At 40.8% G+C, this 17430-nt stretch carries 15 protein-coding genes; 12 read left to right on the forward strand and 3 right to left on the reverse strand.

Translation table 11 applies throughout. The features are described from left to right. Nucleotides 1–117 precede the first annotated feature (117 nt). On the forward strand, nucleotides 118–954 hold the full coding sequence (gene rpsB / locus BQ5591_RS05575) for a 30S ribosomal protein S2 (RefSeq protein ID WP_071148701.1): 837 nt from the start codon (nucleotides 118–120) through the stop codon (nucleotides 952–954). Nucleotides 955–1085: 131 nt separating this feature from the next. After that, entirely contained in the window at nucleotides 1086–2078 is a 993-nt protein-coding gene (gene tsf, locus BQ5591_RS05580; RefSeq protein WP_022163351.1) for a translation elongation factor Ts, read from the forward strand. Between the two features lie 64 nt (nucleotides 2079–2142). Here tsf and BQ5591_RS05585 read toward each other — a convergent pair whose 3' ends face one another. Continuing rightward, a complete protein-coding gene (locus BQ5591_RS05585; RefSeq protein WP_071148702.1) occupies nucleotides 2143–2490 on the reverse strand; it encodes a translation initiation factor in 348 nt (115 codons plus the stop codon). 180 nt (nucleotides 2491–2670) lie between these two features. Between BQ5591_RS05585 and BQ5591_RS05590 the strand changes: the two genes are divergently transcribed. The 3 genes from BQ5591_RS05590 to ispF are packed head-to-tail and all read left to right on the forward strand — an operon-like array spanning nucleotide 2671 to nucleotide 4485. Then, complete coding sequence (locus tag BQ5591_RS05590; protein WP_071149346.1) at nucleotides 2671–3330, forward strand: redox-sensing transcriptional repressor Rex; 660 nt, start codon at nucleotides 2671–2673, stop codon at nucleotides 3328–3330. A 2-nt stretch (nucleotides 3331–3332) separates the two neighbouring features. Next, on the forward strand, nucleotides 3333–3950 hold the full coding sequence (locus tag BQ5591_RS05595) for a fumarylacetoacetate hydrolase family protein (RefSeq protein ID WP_071148703.1): 618 nt from the start codon (nucleotides 3333–3335) through the stop codon (nucleotides 3948–3950). A gap of 55 nt (nucleotides 3951–4005) precedes the next feature. Then, nucleotides 4006–4485 (forward strand): 2-C-methyl-D-erythritol 2,4-cyclodiphosphate synthase, encoded by a 480-nt coding sequence (gene ispF, locus BQ5591_RS05600; protein WP_022163347.1) that lies wholly within the window; start codon nucleotides 4006–4008, stop codon nucleotides 4483–4485. Between the two features lie 16 nt (nucleotides 4486–4501). Here the strand turns inward: ispF and BQ5591_RS05605 are convergent, their stop codons facing one another. Continuing rightward, nucleotides 4502–5350 (reverse strand): exodeoxyribonuclease X C-terminal domain-containing protein, encoded by an 849-nt coding sequence (locus BQ5591_RS05605; RefSeq protein WP_071148704.1) that lies wholly within the window; start codon nucleotides 5348–5350, stop codon nucleotides 4502–4504. A gap of 145 nt (nucleotides 5351–5495) precedes the next feature. On the opposite strand from BQ5591_RS05605, the gene BQ5591_RS05610 reads away from it, so the two are divergent. Then, the gene (locus BQ5591_RS05610; RefSeq protein WP_071148705.1) at nucleotides 5496–5780 is read left to right on the forward strand and encodes a hypothetical protein; all 285 of its coding nucleotides are present in this window, start codon (nucleotides 5496–5498) and stop codon (nucleotides 5778–5780) included. Nucleotides 5781–5799: 19 nt separating this feature from the next. On the opposite strand, the gene BQ5591_RS05615 is transcribed toward BQ5591_RS05610, so the two are convergent. Next, nucleotides 5800–7008 carry an ROK family transcriptional regulator gene (locus BQ5591_RS05615; RefSeq protein WP_071148706.1) on the reverse strand — a complete coding sequence of 403 codons (1209 nt, stop codon included), beginning with the start codon at nucleotides 7006–7008 and terminating at the stop codon, nucleotides 5800–5802. A 205-nt stretch (nucleotides 7009–7213) separates the two neighbouring features. Here BQ5591_RS05615 and BQ5591_RS05620 point away from each other — a divergent pair, with 205 nt between their 5' ends. The 6 genes from BQ5591_RS05620 to BQ5591_RS05645 all read left to right on the forward strand — a co-directional run bounded on the left by BQ5591_RS05620 (nucleotide 7214) and on the right by BQ5591_RS05645 (nucleotide 17418). After that, the gene (locus BQ5591_RS05620) at nucleotides 7214–8311 is read left to right on the forward strand and encodes a DUF4434 domain-containing protein (protein ID WP_071149347.1); all 1098 of its coding nucleotides are present in this window, start codon (nucleotides 7214–7216) and stop codon (nucleotides 8309–8311) included. 135 nt (nucleotides 8312–8446) lie between these two features. Further along, nucleotides 8447–9847, forward strand: coding sequence for a sugar porter family MFS transporter (locus tag BQ5591_RS05625; RefSeq protein WP_071148707.1), 1401 nt, complete (start codon nucleotides 8447–8449; stop codon nucleotides 9845–9847). Between the two features lie 28 nt (nucleotides 9848–9875). Then, complete coding sequence (locus BQ5591_RS05630) at nucleotides 9876–11396, forward strand: ADP-ribosylglycohydrolase family protein (RefSeq protein WP_071148708.1); 1521 nt, start codon at nucleotides 9876–9878, stop codon at nucleotides 11394–11396. A gap of 76 nt (nucleotides 11397–11472) precedes the next feature. Beyond that, nucleotides 11473–12663 (forward strand): n-acyl-d-glucosamine 2-epimerase, encoded by a 1191-nt coding sequence (locus tag BQ5591_RS05635; RefSeq protein WP_071149348.1) that lies wholly within the window; start codon nucleotides 11473–11475, stop codon nucleotides 12661–12663. A gap of 24 nt (nucleotides 12664–12687) precedes the next feature. Next, nucleotides 12688–15798, forward strand: coding sequence for a SusC/RagA family TonB-linked outer membrane protein (locus tag BQ5591_RS05640; RefSeq protein WP_071149349.1), 3111 nt, complete (start codon nucleotides 12688–12690; stop codon nucleotides 15796–15798). Nucleotides 15799–15810: 12 nt separating this feature from the next. Further along, complete coding sequence (locus BQ5591_RS05645; RefSeq protein ID WP_071148709.1) at nucleotides 15811–17418, forward strand: RagB/SusD family nutrient uptake outer membrane protein; 1608 nt, start codon at nucleotides 15811–15813, stop codon at nucleotides 17416–17418. The last annotated feature ends 12 nt before the right edge of the window (nucleotides 17419–17430 follow it).

A 17430-nucleotide genomic window follows, 5' to 3' on the forward strand; every position in this document is an offset into this window, starting at 1 on the left:
CAACTGGATACGTTTAGCATCTAAACTACCGGGACTCTCGCTCGCACTGAACAGGCTACCCGGCGGTTGGTTTAGAAAAACAAAAAAGAAAGTAAACGAATTAAAGATTAAAACAAGATGTCAAGAACAAATTTTGATACATTATTGGAAGCCGGTTGCCACTTCGGTCACTTGAAGAGAAAGTGGAACCCTGCAATGGCTCCTTATATTTTCATGGAACGCAATGGTATTCATATCATTGACCTTAACAAGACTGTTGCTAAAGTAGACGAAGCTGCTGAAGCTTTGAAGCAAATCGCCAAGTCTGGTAAGAAAGTTCTGTTTGTTGCTACTAAAAAACAAGCTAAGCAGGTGGTTGCCGACAAGGCTGCATCTGTAAACATGCCCTACGTAATCGAGCGTTGGCCGGGTGGTATGTTGACTAACTTCCCGACTATCCGTAAGGCTGTGAAGAAGATGGCTACTATCGATAAATTGACTAACGATGGTACTTATGCTAACCTCTCTAAGAGAGAAATCCTGCAGATCTCTCGTCAACGCGCCAAATTGGACAAGACATTAGGCTCTATCGCCGATTTGACTCGTCTGCCGTCTGCATTGTTCGTAGTTGACGTTATGAAGGAAAACATCGCTGTTCGCGAAGCAAACCGTTTGGGTATTCCCGTATTCGGTATTGTAGATACGAACTCTGATCCTACTAACGTAGACTTCGTAATTCCGGCTAATGACGATGCAACCAAGTCTGTAGAAGTTATTCTGGATGCTTGCTGCGCTGCTATGCAGGAAGGTTTGGAAGAGCGTAAGGCAGAGAAGGTTGATATGGAAGCTGCTGGTGAAGCTCCTGCCAACAAAGGCAAGAAGAAAGCTACTAAAGCTCGCCTTGACAAGTCTGACGAAGATGCCATCAACGCATCTAAGGCTGCTGCCTTCATGAAAGAAGACGAAGAGGCTTAAATTATATACTTGAGAGTTGAGAATTGAAAGTTGAGAGTTACTTTAAACGGCAATTCTCAATTCTCTGTTCTCAGCTCTCAATTGCTTTATAACACAGAGTATTATTAACTTTTAAATAGATAGAAGAAATTATGGCTGTAACAATGGCTGATATAACCAAGCTCCGTAAAATGACCGGTGCTGGTATGATGGACTGCAAGAATGCCTTGAATGACGCTGAAGGCGATTTCGACAAGGCTATGAAGATTATTCGCGAAAAGGGTCAAGCTGTAGCTGCTAAACGTTCCGATCGTGAAGCTTCAGAAGGTTGCGTTTTGGCTAAGACTACTGGCGACTTTGCTGTAGTTATCGCTTTGAAATGCGAGACTGACTTCGTGGCACAGAATGCTGACTTCGTTAAACTGACTCAGGATATTCTGGATCTTGCTGTTGCCAACAAGTGCAAGACTTTGGACGAAGTAAAAGCTCTGCAACTGGGTGACGTAACTGTAGCTCAAGCTGTAACAGACCGCAGTGGTATCACAGGCGAGAAGATGGAACTTGACGGTTACATGACAGTAGAAGGTGCTGATACTGTTGTTTACAACCACATGAATAAGAACGGTCTTTGCACTATCGTTGCTTTCAATAAGAAAGTAGACGAACAACTGGGTAAGCAGGTTGCCATGCAGATTGCAGCTATGAACCCGATTGCGATCGACGAAGACGGCGTATCTGAAGAAATCAAGCAGAAAGAAATCGAAGTGGCTATTGAGAAGACAAAGGCTGAGCAAGTACAGAAGGCTGTTGAAGCAGCTCTGAAGAAAGCCGGTATCAATCCTGCTCACGTAGATAGCGAAGATCACATGGAAAGCAACATGTCTAAGGGCTGGATTACAGCAGAAGATGTTGCTAAGGCAAAGGAAATCATCGCTACTGTATCTGCTGAGAAGGCTGCTAACCTGCCCGAGCAGATGATTCAGAACATCGCTAAAGGTCGTCTGGGCAAGTTCCTGAAGGAAGTTTGTCTGTTGAACCAGGAGGATGTAATGGATCCTAAGAAGACAGTAAGAGAAGTGTTGAAAGAAGCTGATCCTGAACTGAAGGTTATCGACTTCAAGCGTTTCACTTTGCGTGCTGAATAATTATTTCCTTTAATATATTTATGAAGGCGGCAACTACGGTTTATTCTGTAGTTGCCGCTCTTTTTTATCCTACTGGCTTTGTCTGGGTATATCCTTCCTTTTTCAGCAGTTCGATGATCTTCTGTTTGAAATCACCTTGTACTATGATTTCGCCGTCTTTGGCACTACCTCCTACACCGCATTTGCTTTTCAGCATCCGTCCCAGTTCTTTTAGGTCGTCTTCTGTACCGGTAAATCCAGTTATCAGGGTCACCACTTTTCCTCCCCGGTTCTTGCGGTCCAGTTGCACGCGCAGGCGTTGTTGTGCGGGTGGCAAGGTAGGTGCTTCGATGTTTTCTTCCATTTCGTATTGGAAGTCGGGGTTGGTGGAGTATACTACATTGAGTCGTTCTTTCCAGTCATTCTTTTTCATAATATGCTTGATATATAGGATATGTATATGTCTGTTCCTTGATTTCGACAGGCAAAAATAATGTTTTGCATGGAGTCTTGCAATGCAGTCAAAAGTTTTGTAGAAATTATGTTAACTATCGCCAAGCGTTTACAGAAAAAAGACTACTTTTGTCTATTGTAACCTAAATAATTGAAGAGAATGACCACGAACCGGGCAATTCAACATAAGAATAGCATGAAAGTGCCGGAGCCAACCTTGCGCCGTCTCCCGTGGTATCTTTCTAATGTCAAGCTGTTGAAAAAGAAAGGAGAACGTTTTGTTTCTTCTACGCAAATATCCAAAGAAATCAATATCGATGCATCTCAGATAGCCAAGGACTTGTCGTATGTCAATATCTCTGGCCGCACACGGGTAGGCTACGATATTGATACTTTGATTGCTGTATTAGAAGATTTTCTGGGTTTTACCAATTTGCATAAGGCTTTTCTGTTTGGTGTAGGCAGCTTGGGTGGAGCCTTGCTGCACGATTCCGGTTTGAACCATTTCGGATTGGAGATTGTGGCGGCATTCGATGTGAATCCTGATCTGGTAGGAACACAGCTGAACGGTATCCCTATTTATCATACCGATGAGTTTGAACAGAAGATGTCGGAGTACGATGTCAATATCGGTGTGCTGACTGTTCCCATTGAGATAGCTCAACAGATTACCGACAAAATGGTGGAGGGAGGCATCAAGGCTGTGTGGAACTTTACTCCGTTCCGTATCCGGGTGCCCGAGCATATTGTGGTGCAGAATACTTCACTGTACGCCCATCTGGCGGTAATGTTTAACCGATTGAATTTTGAACATATTTAGTCATGAAGATTTTGGCTGTGGGCATGAATTATGCCCGTCATAACGAGGAATTGGGACATACGGCTGTGAATAATGAGCCGGTTATCTTCCTGAAACCTGATTCGGCGATACTGAAGGACGGCAAGCCTTTCTTTTTGCCTGACTTTTCGAACGAGGTGCATTATGAAACGGAAGTTGTAGTACGTATCTGCCGATTGGGCAAGCATATTGCTCCACGTTTTGCCCGTCGTTATTACGACGCAGTGACGGTCGGTATCGATTTTACGGCCCGCGACCTTCAGCGTAAGTTCCGTGAGGCGGGCAATCCTTGGGAACTGTGTAAGGGATTTGATAATTCGGCTGCAATAGGCGACTTTATCTCCTTGGAGCAGGCAGGTGGGGATGTGCAGAATCTGGACTTTCATCTTGATATAGATGGCAAGGAGGTACAGCGTGGAAATACGGCCGATATGTTATTCCGCGTGGACGATATTATTGCTTATGTCAGTCGTTTCATGACGCTTAAAATTGGTGATCTGCTCTTTACGGGTACGCCTGCGGGAGTGGGACCGGTAAGCATCGGACAACATTTGCAAGGATATCTGGGCGAAGAAAAACTGCTTGATTTCTACATCCGATAACTGTGAAAGTGGCAGGAAGAACAGTTGTAGTTTATATTGTTTTATAAGAAAGCTTATGAAGATACGTGTAGGTTTTGGTTTCGATGTCCATCGGCTGGTCGAGGGACGCGAGCTTTGGCTGGGAGGCATCCGGCTGGAACATGAGAAAGGGCTGCTGGGACATAGCGATGCCGATGTGCTGATTCATGCCATTTGTGATGCCTTGTTGGGGGCGGCCAATATGCGTGATATCGGTTATCATTTCCCTGATACAGCAGGCGAGTTTGCGGGTATCGACAGCAAAATCCTTTTGAAGAAAACCGTTGAACTGATTGCTACCAAAGGCTATACTGTCGGTAACATTGATGCTACGGTTTGCGCCGAACGGCCTAAGTTAAAGGCACATATTCCCGAGATGCAGCGTACGCTTGCATCGGTGATGGGGGTAGATGAAGATGATGTATCTATCAAGGCTACAACCACAGAAAAACTTGGTTTCACCGGGCGTGAAGAAGGCATCTCGGCTTATGCTACGGTGCTGATTGAGAAAGTGTGAAAGCATCTGCAAGCTTCTATCGCAGCTTTACATAATTGAGCCTCGTACATTTTATGTTCCCTATCAGGTAAGTACGGGCTATCCGTGCCGAGGCGATTTCTACTGTTTCGCCCGGCTGATAGGCGTGTTCCAGGGCAGGGAGCAGACACGACTGTGTACTGGCTGTCCGTGCATTGATACGCAGGGTAACGAGGTTGCCGGCAGCATCTTTCAGCTTTAGCATTTGTCTGACGTAGAAGTGTGGAATGCCCTTTATGACTTGCGTCTTGTAGGGATTGTCTTCGATGTGTACACTCTGGACAGTCAGTTTCAGATTTTCTACTTTGTCCCCTTCTTTTCCTAGAAAACTGCTTCTGCTTTGTTGCTGGCTTTTTCGCCGTTGCACATCGAGGTGGACCGAATGATATATGCGGGCTATCTGTACAAAGCGTTCCTGCTTGGGGATGCGTGGTTCGAACTTGAAAGCAATCCACGACAGGTAAGCCGGGTCGATGCGTAGTACCTCGTGCAGAAAGTGTCCCCGATATTTTCCGAAAAAGACAAGGTCGTCGCCTTTGCTTTGCATCCTTTTGGCATTGTATTCTACAACGTAGAGCGGTCGCTGGGAATAGAAACAGAGCGTACTGGCTATACGCAGCGAATCGTGCACATCTTCGGAGAGGTCGCAGATGTAGAAGATGGATTGATGCTCGGGAAGTGGCGAATAAATCCACAGTGAGTATGCAGGGTGTTCGTAACGGGGCAATGCCACAAGATAGGCTCCTACTTCTTTGTAAGAAGTTCTTCCGCTGTTGTAAACGCTTAGTTTCTGATACAGCAGGTCTTGTTCGGTCCGGGGAATGCCCGGAATGTTCGGGTTAGCCATAACCGTTGCTTCGTTTCCTCAAATATACGGATTTTTCGGCTATTATGCAATACCTTTTGGAAAATACCCTTTATCTTTGTATTCCCCTTGCCAAAGGGTTAAATTGGTGAAAGTTGCAATACTGAAAATAGAAAAGAATTCTGCAATGAAAGATCAAGTACGTTTACTAAGAGACTGCATACATCACGACATCCCCGCAGTGGTTTTCCAAGGGGATGACAGTTGCGCTCCCGAGATTCTGGAGGCAGCCAAAGAGATATACCGCCGTCATGGCTGTTCGGAAGAATTCCTGTACGACTGGCAACTGCTTATCGACGAAGTGAAAGCTTACCAGCAGGAGAGTCCGCAGACGGTAAAGCTGCCCAAACTGTCGCCTACGGAGGCGGAACTGGTGCGGGAGGAGATGCGGAAAAGGAAGAATATCTGGTAAGTTCTTTTTAGGATAGATATTAACCTTCAAACATACGACTTCGAGCCAACATACAGGCTCCCACAATTCCGGCCTTGTCTTTTAGCTTGGAAGTCAGTATTATGGAATCTTTGTTTACTAAGTTTAGTGAATATTTTCGTACGGCTGTTTTTATTGGTTGTGCAATGTAGTCTCCTGTTAACGAAAGCGTTCCTCCTATGATGACTAGTTCTGGATTGAAGATATTTATCAGGCCAGCTATTTGTTTACCTAGTTTTTGGCCTATTTCTTCCACTATTTCGATGCACAGGGGATCTTCTTTGTTGACTGCTACTATCAAATCGTCTAAAGTGAGTGGGTTACCTTTATCTTTTAATCTGTTGGATAAAATAGATGTTTCGCCTCTGCTTACTCTTTCTAGGAAAATGCGATGTAGTGCATTACCGGAAGCTTCTGTTTCTAAGCAGCCTTTTTTCCCGCAATGGCAGATGATTTCGTTGTCGAAAGCATTGACATGTCCGAATTCGCCAGAGAATCCGGACTTTCCGGTATATATCTTTCCGTCAATGATAATACCTATGCCAAGTCCCCAACTAATATTGATAAAGATGATATTTTTTTCTCCTGTTACACATCCTTTCATATATTCTCCGTAGGTCATAGCTCGTGTATCGTTGTCGATACAGACTGGTTTGCCAATCTTTTCTGTCAGTACTTCAGCTAGTGGCTTCTCCGAGAAATTGAACATACTGAAACTGTAACCTGATTCAGGATTGACCCGTCCGGAAATATTAATGCAGATATTCATGATTTTCTCTGCATTGATCTCTGCTTTCCTAATGAAATTTTTGACAAGTTTACATAGTTCTTCTAATGCTTCCGGAGTGTTATTAAATTTGTAGGGAATATTCATTTTCAGCTCCAGCATATCACCTTTAAAATTGATTAAGGCTATATTGATAGCAAACTTTTTGATGTCTACTCCAATAAAATAGCCGGATTCGGGGTTGAGCCCATAGAGGCTGGGATGCCTTCCACCACTGGTTTCCAATTTACCATAATCATTGATGTATCCTTCTTCACACATCTCTGTTATGAATTTGGTTACGGTCGGCACGCTCAAATCGAGTTCTTTAGAGAGATCTGTAATAGTAGAACTTCCATTATATATATAATGTGTAATTATTCTCTTTTTTAATAGGGCATTTTTGCTCCCTATCTCTATTTCTTTGAGTAATGCTTGTGCCATATTATCATTTCTTATTAGTATGCACAAAGATAATAAAATATTTCATTAATTATTCATTAATTAATAACATAATAATTTCATTTATGTGATATATTTAATTATCTTGCCGATATATAATAAAATATTTTATTAATTTATTGGATATAATTAAAATGATTAGTATATTTGCGGCGTTATATAATAAAATACTAATAATCTAATGCAGATGGAAGCGAGTAGTAGAAGAGAGTTCATAAAAAAATCAGTTTTTGCGGGTGTGTCGTTACTGGCGGCTCCATCTTTATCGTATGCGTCATTATCTGAAAGAGAAGGGCAACAGCTTTTACAGGGGTCGGCTGGCAATTCTCAATTGATTGTACCTAAGTGTGGAGGATTGAAAATAACAGGGACTTTTTTGGATGAGATTTCACATGATATTCCTCATCAGAATTGGGGACCAAAAGAATGGGAACTTGATTTCCGTTATATGAAATCTATTGGTATAGATACTGTTATTATGATCCGTTCTGGTTATCGAAAGTTTGTTACTTATCCGTCGAAGTATTTGCTTGGTAAGGGTTGCTATATGCCTTCGGTTGATTTACTTGAAATGTATTTGAAGTTGGCGGAGAAGTATGGCATGAAGTTCTATTTCGGTTTGTACGATTCTGGGCGTTATTGGGATACTGGCGACTTGAGTTGTGAGATAGAGGATAACAAGTATGTGATAGATGAAGTGTGGGAGGAGTATGGTAGTCGTTTCGATAGTTTTGGAGGATGGTATATCAGTGGTGAAATCAGTCGGGCTACAAAAGGAGCTATTACGGCTTTTCATGCTTTAGGCAAACAGTGTAAGGATGTCTCAGGTGGCTTGCCGACTTTTATTTCGCCTTGGATTGATGGTAAGAAGGCTATTATGGGAACAAGTAAGTTGACCAAAAAGGAAACGGTATCTGTACGACAGCATGAACAAGAATGGAATGAGATATTCGATGGTATTCATGATGTTGTTGACGCTTGTGCATTTCAGGATGGGCATATTGATTATGATGAACTGGATGCATTTTTTGAAGTAAATAAGAAGTTGGCTGATAAATATAGTATGAAGTGTTGGACAAATGCAGAAACTTTCGATCGTGATATGCCTATCCATTTTCTGCCGATTAAGTTTGATAAGCTCCGCTTGAAGTTGGAAGCGGCCAAGCGTGCCGGATATGACAAGGCTATTACTTTCGAGTTTTCTCATTTCATGAGTCCGCAGTCGGCTTATATTCAGGCCGGACATTTGTATGACAGATACAAAGAATATTTCGAGATGGATTAATTTGCTCCGTTAGAGAATTTGACCGTTATTGATGAGATAAACCGATAGCTTCAAAGTATGGAACCAGCGGTTTCATCAGTTCTTGAATGGTTAGAGATAATGCATTGATTTTCTTATAGATTAACTTTAATAGGTATGAAAACAGATATAAATTTTTCTTATTTGGTATTCCTTTCTGTCGTAGCGGCTTTGGGAGGATTCTTGTTCGGATATGATGCGGCGGTTATTTCGGGCACCATATCGCTGGTGACGACGCAATTTAGGCTTGACCAGATTCAGACGGGATGGTTTGTCGGTTGTGCTTTGGTAGGTTCTATCATCGGGGTGTTGTTTGCCGGCAAATTGAGCGACCGTTATGGACGTAAGATTACGATGCTGATAGCTGCTTTGTTCTTTTCGGTGTCAGGCATAGGATGTGCATTTGCCGGCGGATTCGATCAATTGGTGGTAGCTCGTGTGTTGGGTGGGGTAGGAATCGGAGTAGTGTCTATTGTGTCACCACTCTATATATCCGAGGTTTCTATTGCGCGTTATCGGGGGCGATTGGTGTCACTTTATCAATTGGCGGTAACTTTGGGTTTTCTTGGTGCTTATTTGGCCAATTATCAACTCCTGCATTTCTCACAGAGTGGTGCTTCGCTTGGTAGTGGTTGGATGAATACAATTTTGGTGTCCGAAGTTTGGCGGGGTATGTTGGGCTTTTCTTGTGTTCCTTCGTTGTTGTTCTTCCTTGTGGTGTTGTTTATTCCCGAAAGTCCCCGCTGGCTTGTGCTCAAGTGTCGTGACGACAAGGCGCTTGGTGTTTTTCGCAAGATATATCTTTTATCTCGGGATGCAGTTGTGCAGCTTAGCGAGACAAAGTCTGTGGTTCAATCTGAAAGCAAATCCGATTGGAAATTCTTGTTGCAACCCGGCATCCTGAAGGCGGTATTGATTGGTGCGGCTATTGCTATTTTGGGACAGTTCATGGGTGTGAATGCTGTACTTTATTACGGTCCTTCCATTTTTGAAGAAGCGGGTCTGTCTGGCGGTGATGCTTTGTTTAGTCAGGTATTGGTAGGTATCGTTAATGCAGTGACAACTGTGATTGCAGTCTTTATTATTGACCGCGTCGGTCGTAAGAAACTTGTTTATTATGGGGTTTCGGGTATGGTGTTGTCATTACTGTTGATTGGTTTCTATTTTCGTTTTTCAGAAGTATTAGGCTTATCTAACAGCTTTTTGTTGTTTTTCTTTCTGTTTTATGTGTTTTGCTGTGCTATTTCCATTTCGGCCGTCATTTTTGTACTGTTGTCCGAGATGTATCCTACTCGTATCCGTGGTATAGCTATGTCTATTGCAGGTTTTGCTCTTTGGGTAGGTACGTATTTGGTGGGTCAGCTTACTCCTTGGATGTTACAAAATCTGACTCCTGCTGGCACTTTCTTATTATTCGCATTTATGTGTGTTCCATATATATTGATAGTTTGGAAATTAGTTCCTGAAACAACAGGTAAATCGCTGGAAGAAATTGAGCGTTATTGGATGAAAAAATGAAGAATGACCTTAAATTATAAAATATAAAATGAAGATTAAGAATTGTTTGCTAATTGGTTGCATGATAGCAACTTTATGCTCTTGTAATGCTAATCAGAATGGAATGATGAACGTTACTTTATCAAAAGACATATTATTTGATAAAGTGAAAGGCGCTTGGGCTGGACAGATAATAGGCTGTACATATGGTGGACCAACAGAGTTTAAGTATTTGTCACAGATGATTCCTGATTCGGTCAGAATTCCTTGGGGATCTGGCGAAATTAAGAAGTGGTATGATGCTGGTGGAGGATTGTATGATGATATTTACGTTGATTTGACTTTTGTGGAAACTATTGAAAAATGTGGTTTGGATGCACCGACCGACTCATTTGCTGTAGCGTTCTTGGGCAAGGACTATCCTTTGTGTCATGCTAATCAGATGGCTCGTTACAATCTTTTAAGGGGGATAGAACCTTCGAAATGTGGGCATTGGCATAATAATCCTCATGCAAATTGCCTGGATTTTCAAATAGAAGCGGATTTTGCAGGAATTATGTCGCCTGGTATGGTGAATAGTGCTACAGAAATTTGTGATCGTGTAGGGCATATTATGGCTTATGGAGATGGATGGTATGGAGGAGTATATGTCGCGGCTATGTATTCTTTGGCATATGTAAGTGATGATGTTGAGTATGTTGTGACAGAAGCATTGAAAGTCGTTCCTGAAAGAAGCCGTTTTTATGAATGTATGTCAGATGTGATTAGATGGAGTAAACTGTATCCAGATAATTGGAAAGAATGTTGGGAGAGAATTGAGAAGAAATGGGGTGACAATGATATTGCCTGTCCTGATGGAGTAGAAATGCCGTTTAACATTGAAACTTATGTCAATGGTGCATATATTGTTTTGGGCTTACTTTATGGAAAAGGTGATTTTGAAAGAACGATTGATATATCTACACGAGCAGGACAAGATTCAGATTGTAATCCTGCTTCTTCCGGAGGAATATTGGGGGCAATGATAGGTTATGATCATCTTCCGGAGAAATATAAACAGGAGTTGTCTGTGGTAGAGGATCTCCCTTTTAACAATACAGTAAGTTTTAAAAAAGGTTGTGAATTAAGTTTTAATCATGCTTTGCAGATGGTAGAAAGAGAAGGAGGAAAAGTAGATGGTGGCAATGTCAAAATAGCGTATCAATCTCCCCAACCAGTACCGTTAGAAGTTTCTTTTGAAGGCTTGAAATTGGATCGGAAATTTATTGTAGAAAATTGGGTGAAGGATTTTCGGTCGGTTGAATTTAATGGTGTTGGCGCTGTTATTCGTGGCGAACTTAAAGGTGAGAATATTCCTGAAAATTATGTCGCTGAGTTGGATATATATTTTAATGCAAAATTGGTGGAAAGATGTTTGCTCCCATCGAAATATAATCATCGTAAACATGAATTGTTTTTTAATTATACACAACCTTATGGAAACTATAAAATAACGTGTAAATGGATGAATCCGATAAAAGGTGCTGATATTTGGATAAGGGATGTGATTACTTATACAGTAGATGAATAATAAAAAATATGAAGAGATTAACGAATATTAGTTTGATAGAGGCTCTTGACTATCTAATTTAAAAACGGAAAAAATGATGGATTTTGAAAGACTGGCAAATCAGTACAGAGATGAACTTTTAGATAAGGTTCTTCCTTTTTGGTTGGATCATTCGCAGGATCGTGAATTTGGAGGATATTTCACTTGTCTGAAGCGTAATGGTGATGTGTTTGATACAGATAAGTTTATTTGGTTGCAGGGGCGTGAAGTGTGGATGTTCTCCATGCTTTACAATAAAGTGGAACAAAAGCAAGAGTGGCTGGATTGTGCCGTTCAAGGTGGTGAATTCCTGAAGAAGTATGGGCATGACGGAAACTATAATTGGTATTTCTCTCTCGATCGTGAGGGGCATCCTTTAGTAGAACCTTACAACATCTTCTCTTATACGTTTGCTACGATGGCATTTGGACAGTTGAGTTTGGCTACCGGAAAACAGGAGTATGCAGAGATTGCCAAGAAGACGTTTGATATTATTCTTTCAAAGGTGGACAATCCGAAAGGAAAGTGGAACAAGCTGCATCCAGGCACCCGCAATCTGAAAGGATTTGCATTACCTATGATTCTTTGTAATCTCGCATTGGAAATAGAGCATTTGCTTGACGAAGAGTTTTTAGTGAAGACGATGGATACTTGTATTCACGAAGTAATGGATGTTTTCTATCGTCCTGAACTAGGAGGAATAATCGTAGAAAATGTTTTATCTGACGGTTCTCTGTCTGATTCTTTCGAAGGTAGACAGGTAACCCCCGGTCATGCTATTGAAGCCATGTGGTTCATTATGGATTTGGGCAGACGTCTTGGACGCCCGGAACTGATTGAGAAGGCTAAAAACATCACTTTGACCATGCTCAATTATGGGTGGGATAAACAATATGGTGGAATCTTTTATTTTATGGATCGTTTGGGTAATCCTCCTCAGCAGCTTGAATGGGATCAAAAACTGTGGTGGGTACATATTGAGACTTTGATTTCGCTTTTGAAGGGTTATTATCTGACAGGAGACAAGCAATGTTTGGAGTGGTTTGAGGAAGTGCACGATTATGTGTGGTCGCACTTTAGAGATGAAAAATATCCTGAGTGGTATGGTTATCTGAACCGTCGTGGTGAGGTACTTCTTCCTCTGAAAGGTGGTAAATGGAAAGGATGTTTTCATGTACCTCGTGGACTTTATCAGTGTTGGAAGGTGCTGGAAGAAATAGGTTCTCAGAATAAGAATGGAATGGTATAGTTTTAACTTTAAATTTGAATGATAATGAAAAACAGATGTTTTATTTTACTGCTCTTTTTATCTGCTCTTATGAGTATAAAGGCTATTGCTCAGATTAGAGTGGAAGGAAATGTTTTTGATGAAGCAGATAATCCTTTAATTGGAGTTTCTGTTTTTACGGAAGATCGTAAGGTTGGTACTGTGACAAATGCAGATGGACATTTTGTTATTATGGTGCCTCATGCTAAAGCTAACCTGACATTCTCTTACATCGGATACACAACGCGGAAGGTATCTCTGAATGGTGAGAGGATTCTGAAAGTGGTAATGAAGGAAGATTCTGAATTATTGGATGAAGTGGTGGTTGTAGGATATGGTACGCAGAAGAAAATAAATGTGACTGGTGCTATTGCTCAGGTTGATAATAAAGAACTAAAGATGGCACCAAGTGGAAATTTGTCTTCAATGTTGGCAGGTCGTCTTCCTGGTTTGATAACAAAACAAAGTAGTGGTCAACCTGGTCATGATGGTTCTAGTTTGTATATTCGTGGAAATGGCGCAGGCGATGGTAGTCCTCTTATTGTCATAGATGGTGTTGTAACTGATTATTTCCCATCTTTTACGCAAGATGAAGTAGAGTCCATTACAATATTGAAAGATGCAACTGCAGCAGCGGTTTATGGGGTACGTGCAGCAGCAGGTGTAATATTGGTTACGACAAAGCGTGGAGAAATACAGAAACCTACAGTAACGGTTAATTCGGCTGTTACATTAAGCCAAAATACTAATTTCCCTAAATTTCTGAACGGTTCAGATTATGCATATTGGTATAATATGGCTCAACGTATGGATGGGGTAGCTGAAGAGAATTTGCGCTTTACAGCTGGTGAAATTGACCGTATAAATAATCCTGGTCCGGAAGAAAGTGTTTATGGAAATACGGACTGGTTCGATTTATTATTTAAAGATATTGCTCCTACTTATACAAATAATGTTTCTATTTCGGGAGGTACAGAGAAACTAAAATTCTTTGCTTCGGTGGGGGCATATAATCAGCAGGGTATTATAGATAGAACTTCTTATGATAAATATAATTTTCGTTCTAATATGGACGCTAAGGTGACGGATAATTTTGATTTATCGTTTGATTTGTCAGGTTATGTGTCGAATGAAAATGAGCCGGGAGCTTCTGCAGGTGTAGGATCATATGCTTCTATTTTTCAGCAAGCAATGTTGTCTTATCCTTATTTGCAACCTTATACAGCAAGTGGTATGCCAGTAGGTAGTATCAATTTAGATGGTAATGGCAATAATAATCCGATTGCAGCACGAGACCTTTCTGGAAAAAATAATATTAAAAAGACCTATTTTCAAGGTAATGTATCCATGCGTTATAAATTGCCGTTTGTCAAAGGATTAAGTTTAAAATTGAATGCATCGTATGTGAAAAATTATACAATGCAGAAAAAATATCTATTGACGTATGATTTAGCATGTTGGAATCAGTCTACTCGTTCTTGGGATGTTCAGAATGGACGTGTTGCTAATAAGGTACAGTTAAATCAATGGTTTACGGATAATCAAGGTTATACAATTCAACCAGCAGTTGAATATTCGAATAAATTTGGTAAACATGCTGTTTCGGGACTGTTCTTGTATGAATTTTCAAGAGCTGATGAATCAAGTCTTTCGGCGGGAAGGGAAGATTTTCCTATTACAGATATTATGGATATGAGTTATGGTTTGACAGTAAATGAAAATTTGGTTAAAGGCGGGCACGGATTGGATAAAAGGGCTGGTTATGTAATGCGTCTTAACTATGCATATGATGACAAATATTTGTTGGAGATAACAAGCCGAATAGATGCTTCTACAGCTTTGCCGAAAAAATATAGGTGGGGAGTATTTCCCGGTATTTCTGTTGGTTGGAGAATTTCTCAGGAAGATTTTTTCAGAGAATCTGTTCCTTTCGTTGAGAATCTGAAGCTGCGTGCTTCTATTGGACGTTTAGGAAGTGATCGGGCCATTAGTAATACAATGACCTATTTTTCTACGGCAACTTTGTCTGCTGATCCCATAGTAATATTTGGCTCAGAACCTCAAAAATATTTAGGTACAAGTCGTCCTGTTAATCCTTTGTTAAAATGGGAATTGACAGATACATATAATGTGGGTATTGAATCAAGTATGTTGAATGGACTTTTGGGTGTTGAACTGGATGTCTTTTATATGAAAACAACACGTTCGCTCGAATCACAATCAGGAAGTTTCCCTCCTTCTTTAGGAAATTATTATCCTGCATATATAAATTATGGTTCGCATGATAACCGTGGTTTTGAATTGGTATTGACACATCGTAATCGCATTAAGGACTTTAATTATAGTGTTAGGGGAAATATTTCGTGGGCACGGAATAAAATATTGAAAATGACAGAGGATCCTAATGTCCCTAATTATCGTCGTAGTACGGGACGTCCTATGGGTGAGTATTGGGGATTTGTAGCAGAAGGATTGTTTCAGTCAGAAGAGGAAATAGCTCAAAGTGCAATTTATGGTCCGACTTTACCGGGAGATATAAAATTGAAGGATATAAATGGTGATGGGAAAATTACGATGGATCAGGATATGGTTCCCATAGGCCGTAGCAGTACACCGGAAATGATGTACGGTTTAAATATTGCTGCTGATTGGAAAGGAATAGACTTCTCTATGTTGCTCCAGGGTGCGGCCTTGTTCGATGTAAACTTGTGCGGAATATATTCTGGTGTTGGCTATGATAATACTTTTTATACTAAACCTTTTTATTGTGATGGGAATTCACCCTATTATTTGGTGGAAGGTGCTTGGAGACCTGATCATACGGATGCGGAATATCCTCGTTTAGGTATCGTTTCTCGGGATAATGGTGGTAAAATGTCGTCTTGGTGGGTTGAAAACGGTGCATATGTACGTTTGAAAAGTCTTCAATTAGGTTATACTATCCCCAGTAGGTGGGCTGAAACTGCGGGTTTGAAGAAAGTTCGTATATATTTTGCGGGTGGAAACTTGTTTACATTGTCCCATTTGAAGCATCTAGACCCGGAAATGCCAAGTGTCAATCAAGGTTATTATCCGCAGCAGAGAACTTATGAATTTGGTTTAAATCTTTCTTTCTAAAATACTATTGCAATGAAATACTTTTATAGATTCTTTAAAATATTTGTCTTCTCAACAAGTCTGTCAGTGGTGAGTTGTAATATAGATCCGGTGTTGACGGATAGTTATCCGGAAGATATCGCTTGGTCTAATGAAGATAATTTAAGGTTAAATTTGAATGGATTTTATTCTCTTATTGGGGGATATTATGGTGATGCAATTAGCAATGATGCTTGTACAGACATTCTGAAAATGAATGGTCCTAGGGATGAAGAAAACCTTTTTGTTTTTGGCTCTGTTCCTATTACTCCTGCGTCTAATCGTTTTGATTTGTGGGAGAATCGACATACTTGGCAGTTATCATGTTGTCGTTTTCTGCGTGATTTAGCCGAGCATAAGGACAATTTTTCAGAATCTGTTGCATTAGAGGCTGAGGCGGAAGTACGTTTTTTTCGTGCTTTAGCTAATTTTGATTTGGCTAAGCGCTACGGAGCCAGTTTTATCCTTTATAAAGAGTTGCCGGAATTGGGACAGAAAGAACATGCGCGTTGTACTCCAGAGGAATGTTGGGATTTTATTGCAGAAGATTTGGATTTTGCTGCTCTTTATTTACCAGATGCGGATAAAGTTCCTTCCGGAAGGTTGACAAAAGGTGCTGCTTATGGAATGAAAGCGCGTGCGATGCTTTATGCAGAACGCTGGAAAGAAGCCTCAGATGCAGCGTTGGAAGTAAAAAAATTGGGATACACTTTATATAAGAATCCTCTTAGAGAAGATAAAGGGTACGGTGAATTGTTTATGAATAGAAGAAGTTCTCCTCTGTCAAATTCAGAGAGTATTATTGAATTTGGTTATTCTTATGATAATAAAATGGACTATTCATTTGATTATTTTTATTGTCCTCCCAGCGATGGAGGCTATGCAGAGGTGAGTCCTACAGAAGATTTGGTTTCTGCATATCAGTTGGTTGATGGGCGTGATTTCGATTGGAGTGATCCAGAGATGGTAGCAGATCCGTATAAAGGACGCGATCCTCGTTTTTATGCTTCTATACTATATAATGGATGCCAGTGGAAGGGTGAGACACTGTATACTTATGAAGGGAGTAAAGATGGTTATGCAATGGGAGGTGGTACTACTTGTACGGGCTATTATATGCGTAAACTGTTTGATGAAACACTGCCTAAGGATGGAATGCGTTCTACTGATTTGACTTTTTATTATATGCGTTATGCCGAGGTGTTATTGATTTATGCCGAAGCTATGGCTCAACAGAATAATCTGGATGAAGCATTAAAGGCGTTAAACGAAGTTCGTGCACGTGTTGATATGCCTGAGGTGCATGCTACGACTAAGACTGAATTTATGAGATTGTTACGTCGTGAAAGAATGATTGAACTGGCTTTCGAAGGTCATCGTTTTTGGGACATCCGCCGTTGGGGGTTGGGAACGACATTATTGAATGGAACCCATATGAAAGGAGTAAAACCTGTTCAAGTTTCAGATGGGTTTGAATATGAAATTGTTGATTGTGATGCAGGGCAAACGCGTGTCTATCTTGAAAAATATAATCGTTTTCCTATTCCACTTTCAGAAATACAGCAAAATATATTATGTGAACAGTTTGATGAATGGAAATAAAAAATATAGCGT

It is taken from the genome of Bacteroides ndongoniae (assembly GCF_900108345.1).
Classification (GTDB): domain Bacteria; phylum Bacteroidota; class Bacteroidia; order Bacteroidales; family Bacteroidaceae; genus Bacteroides; species Bacteroides ndongoniae.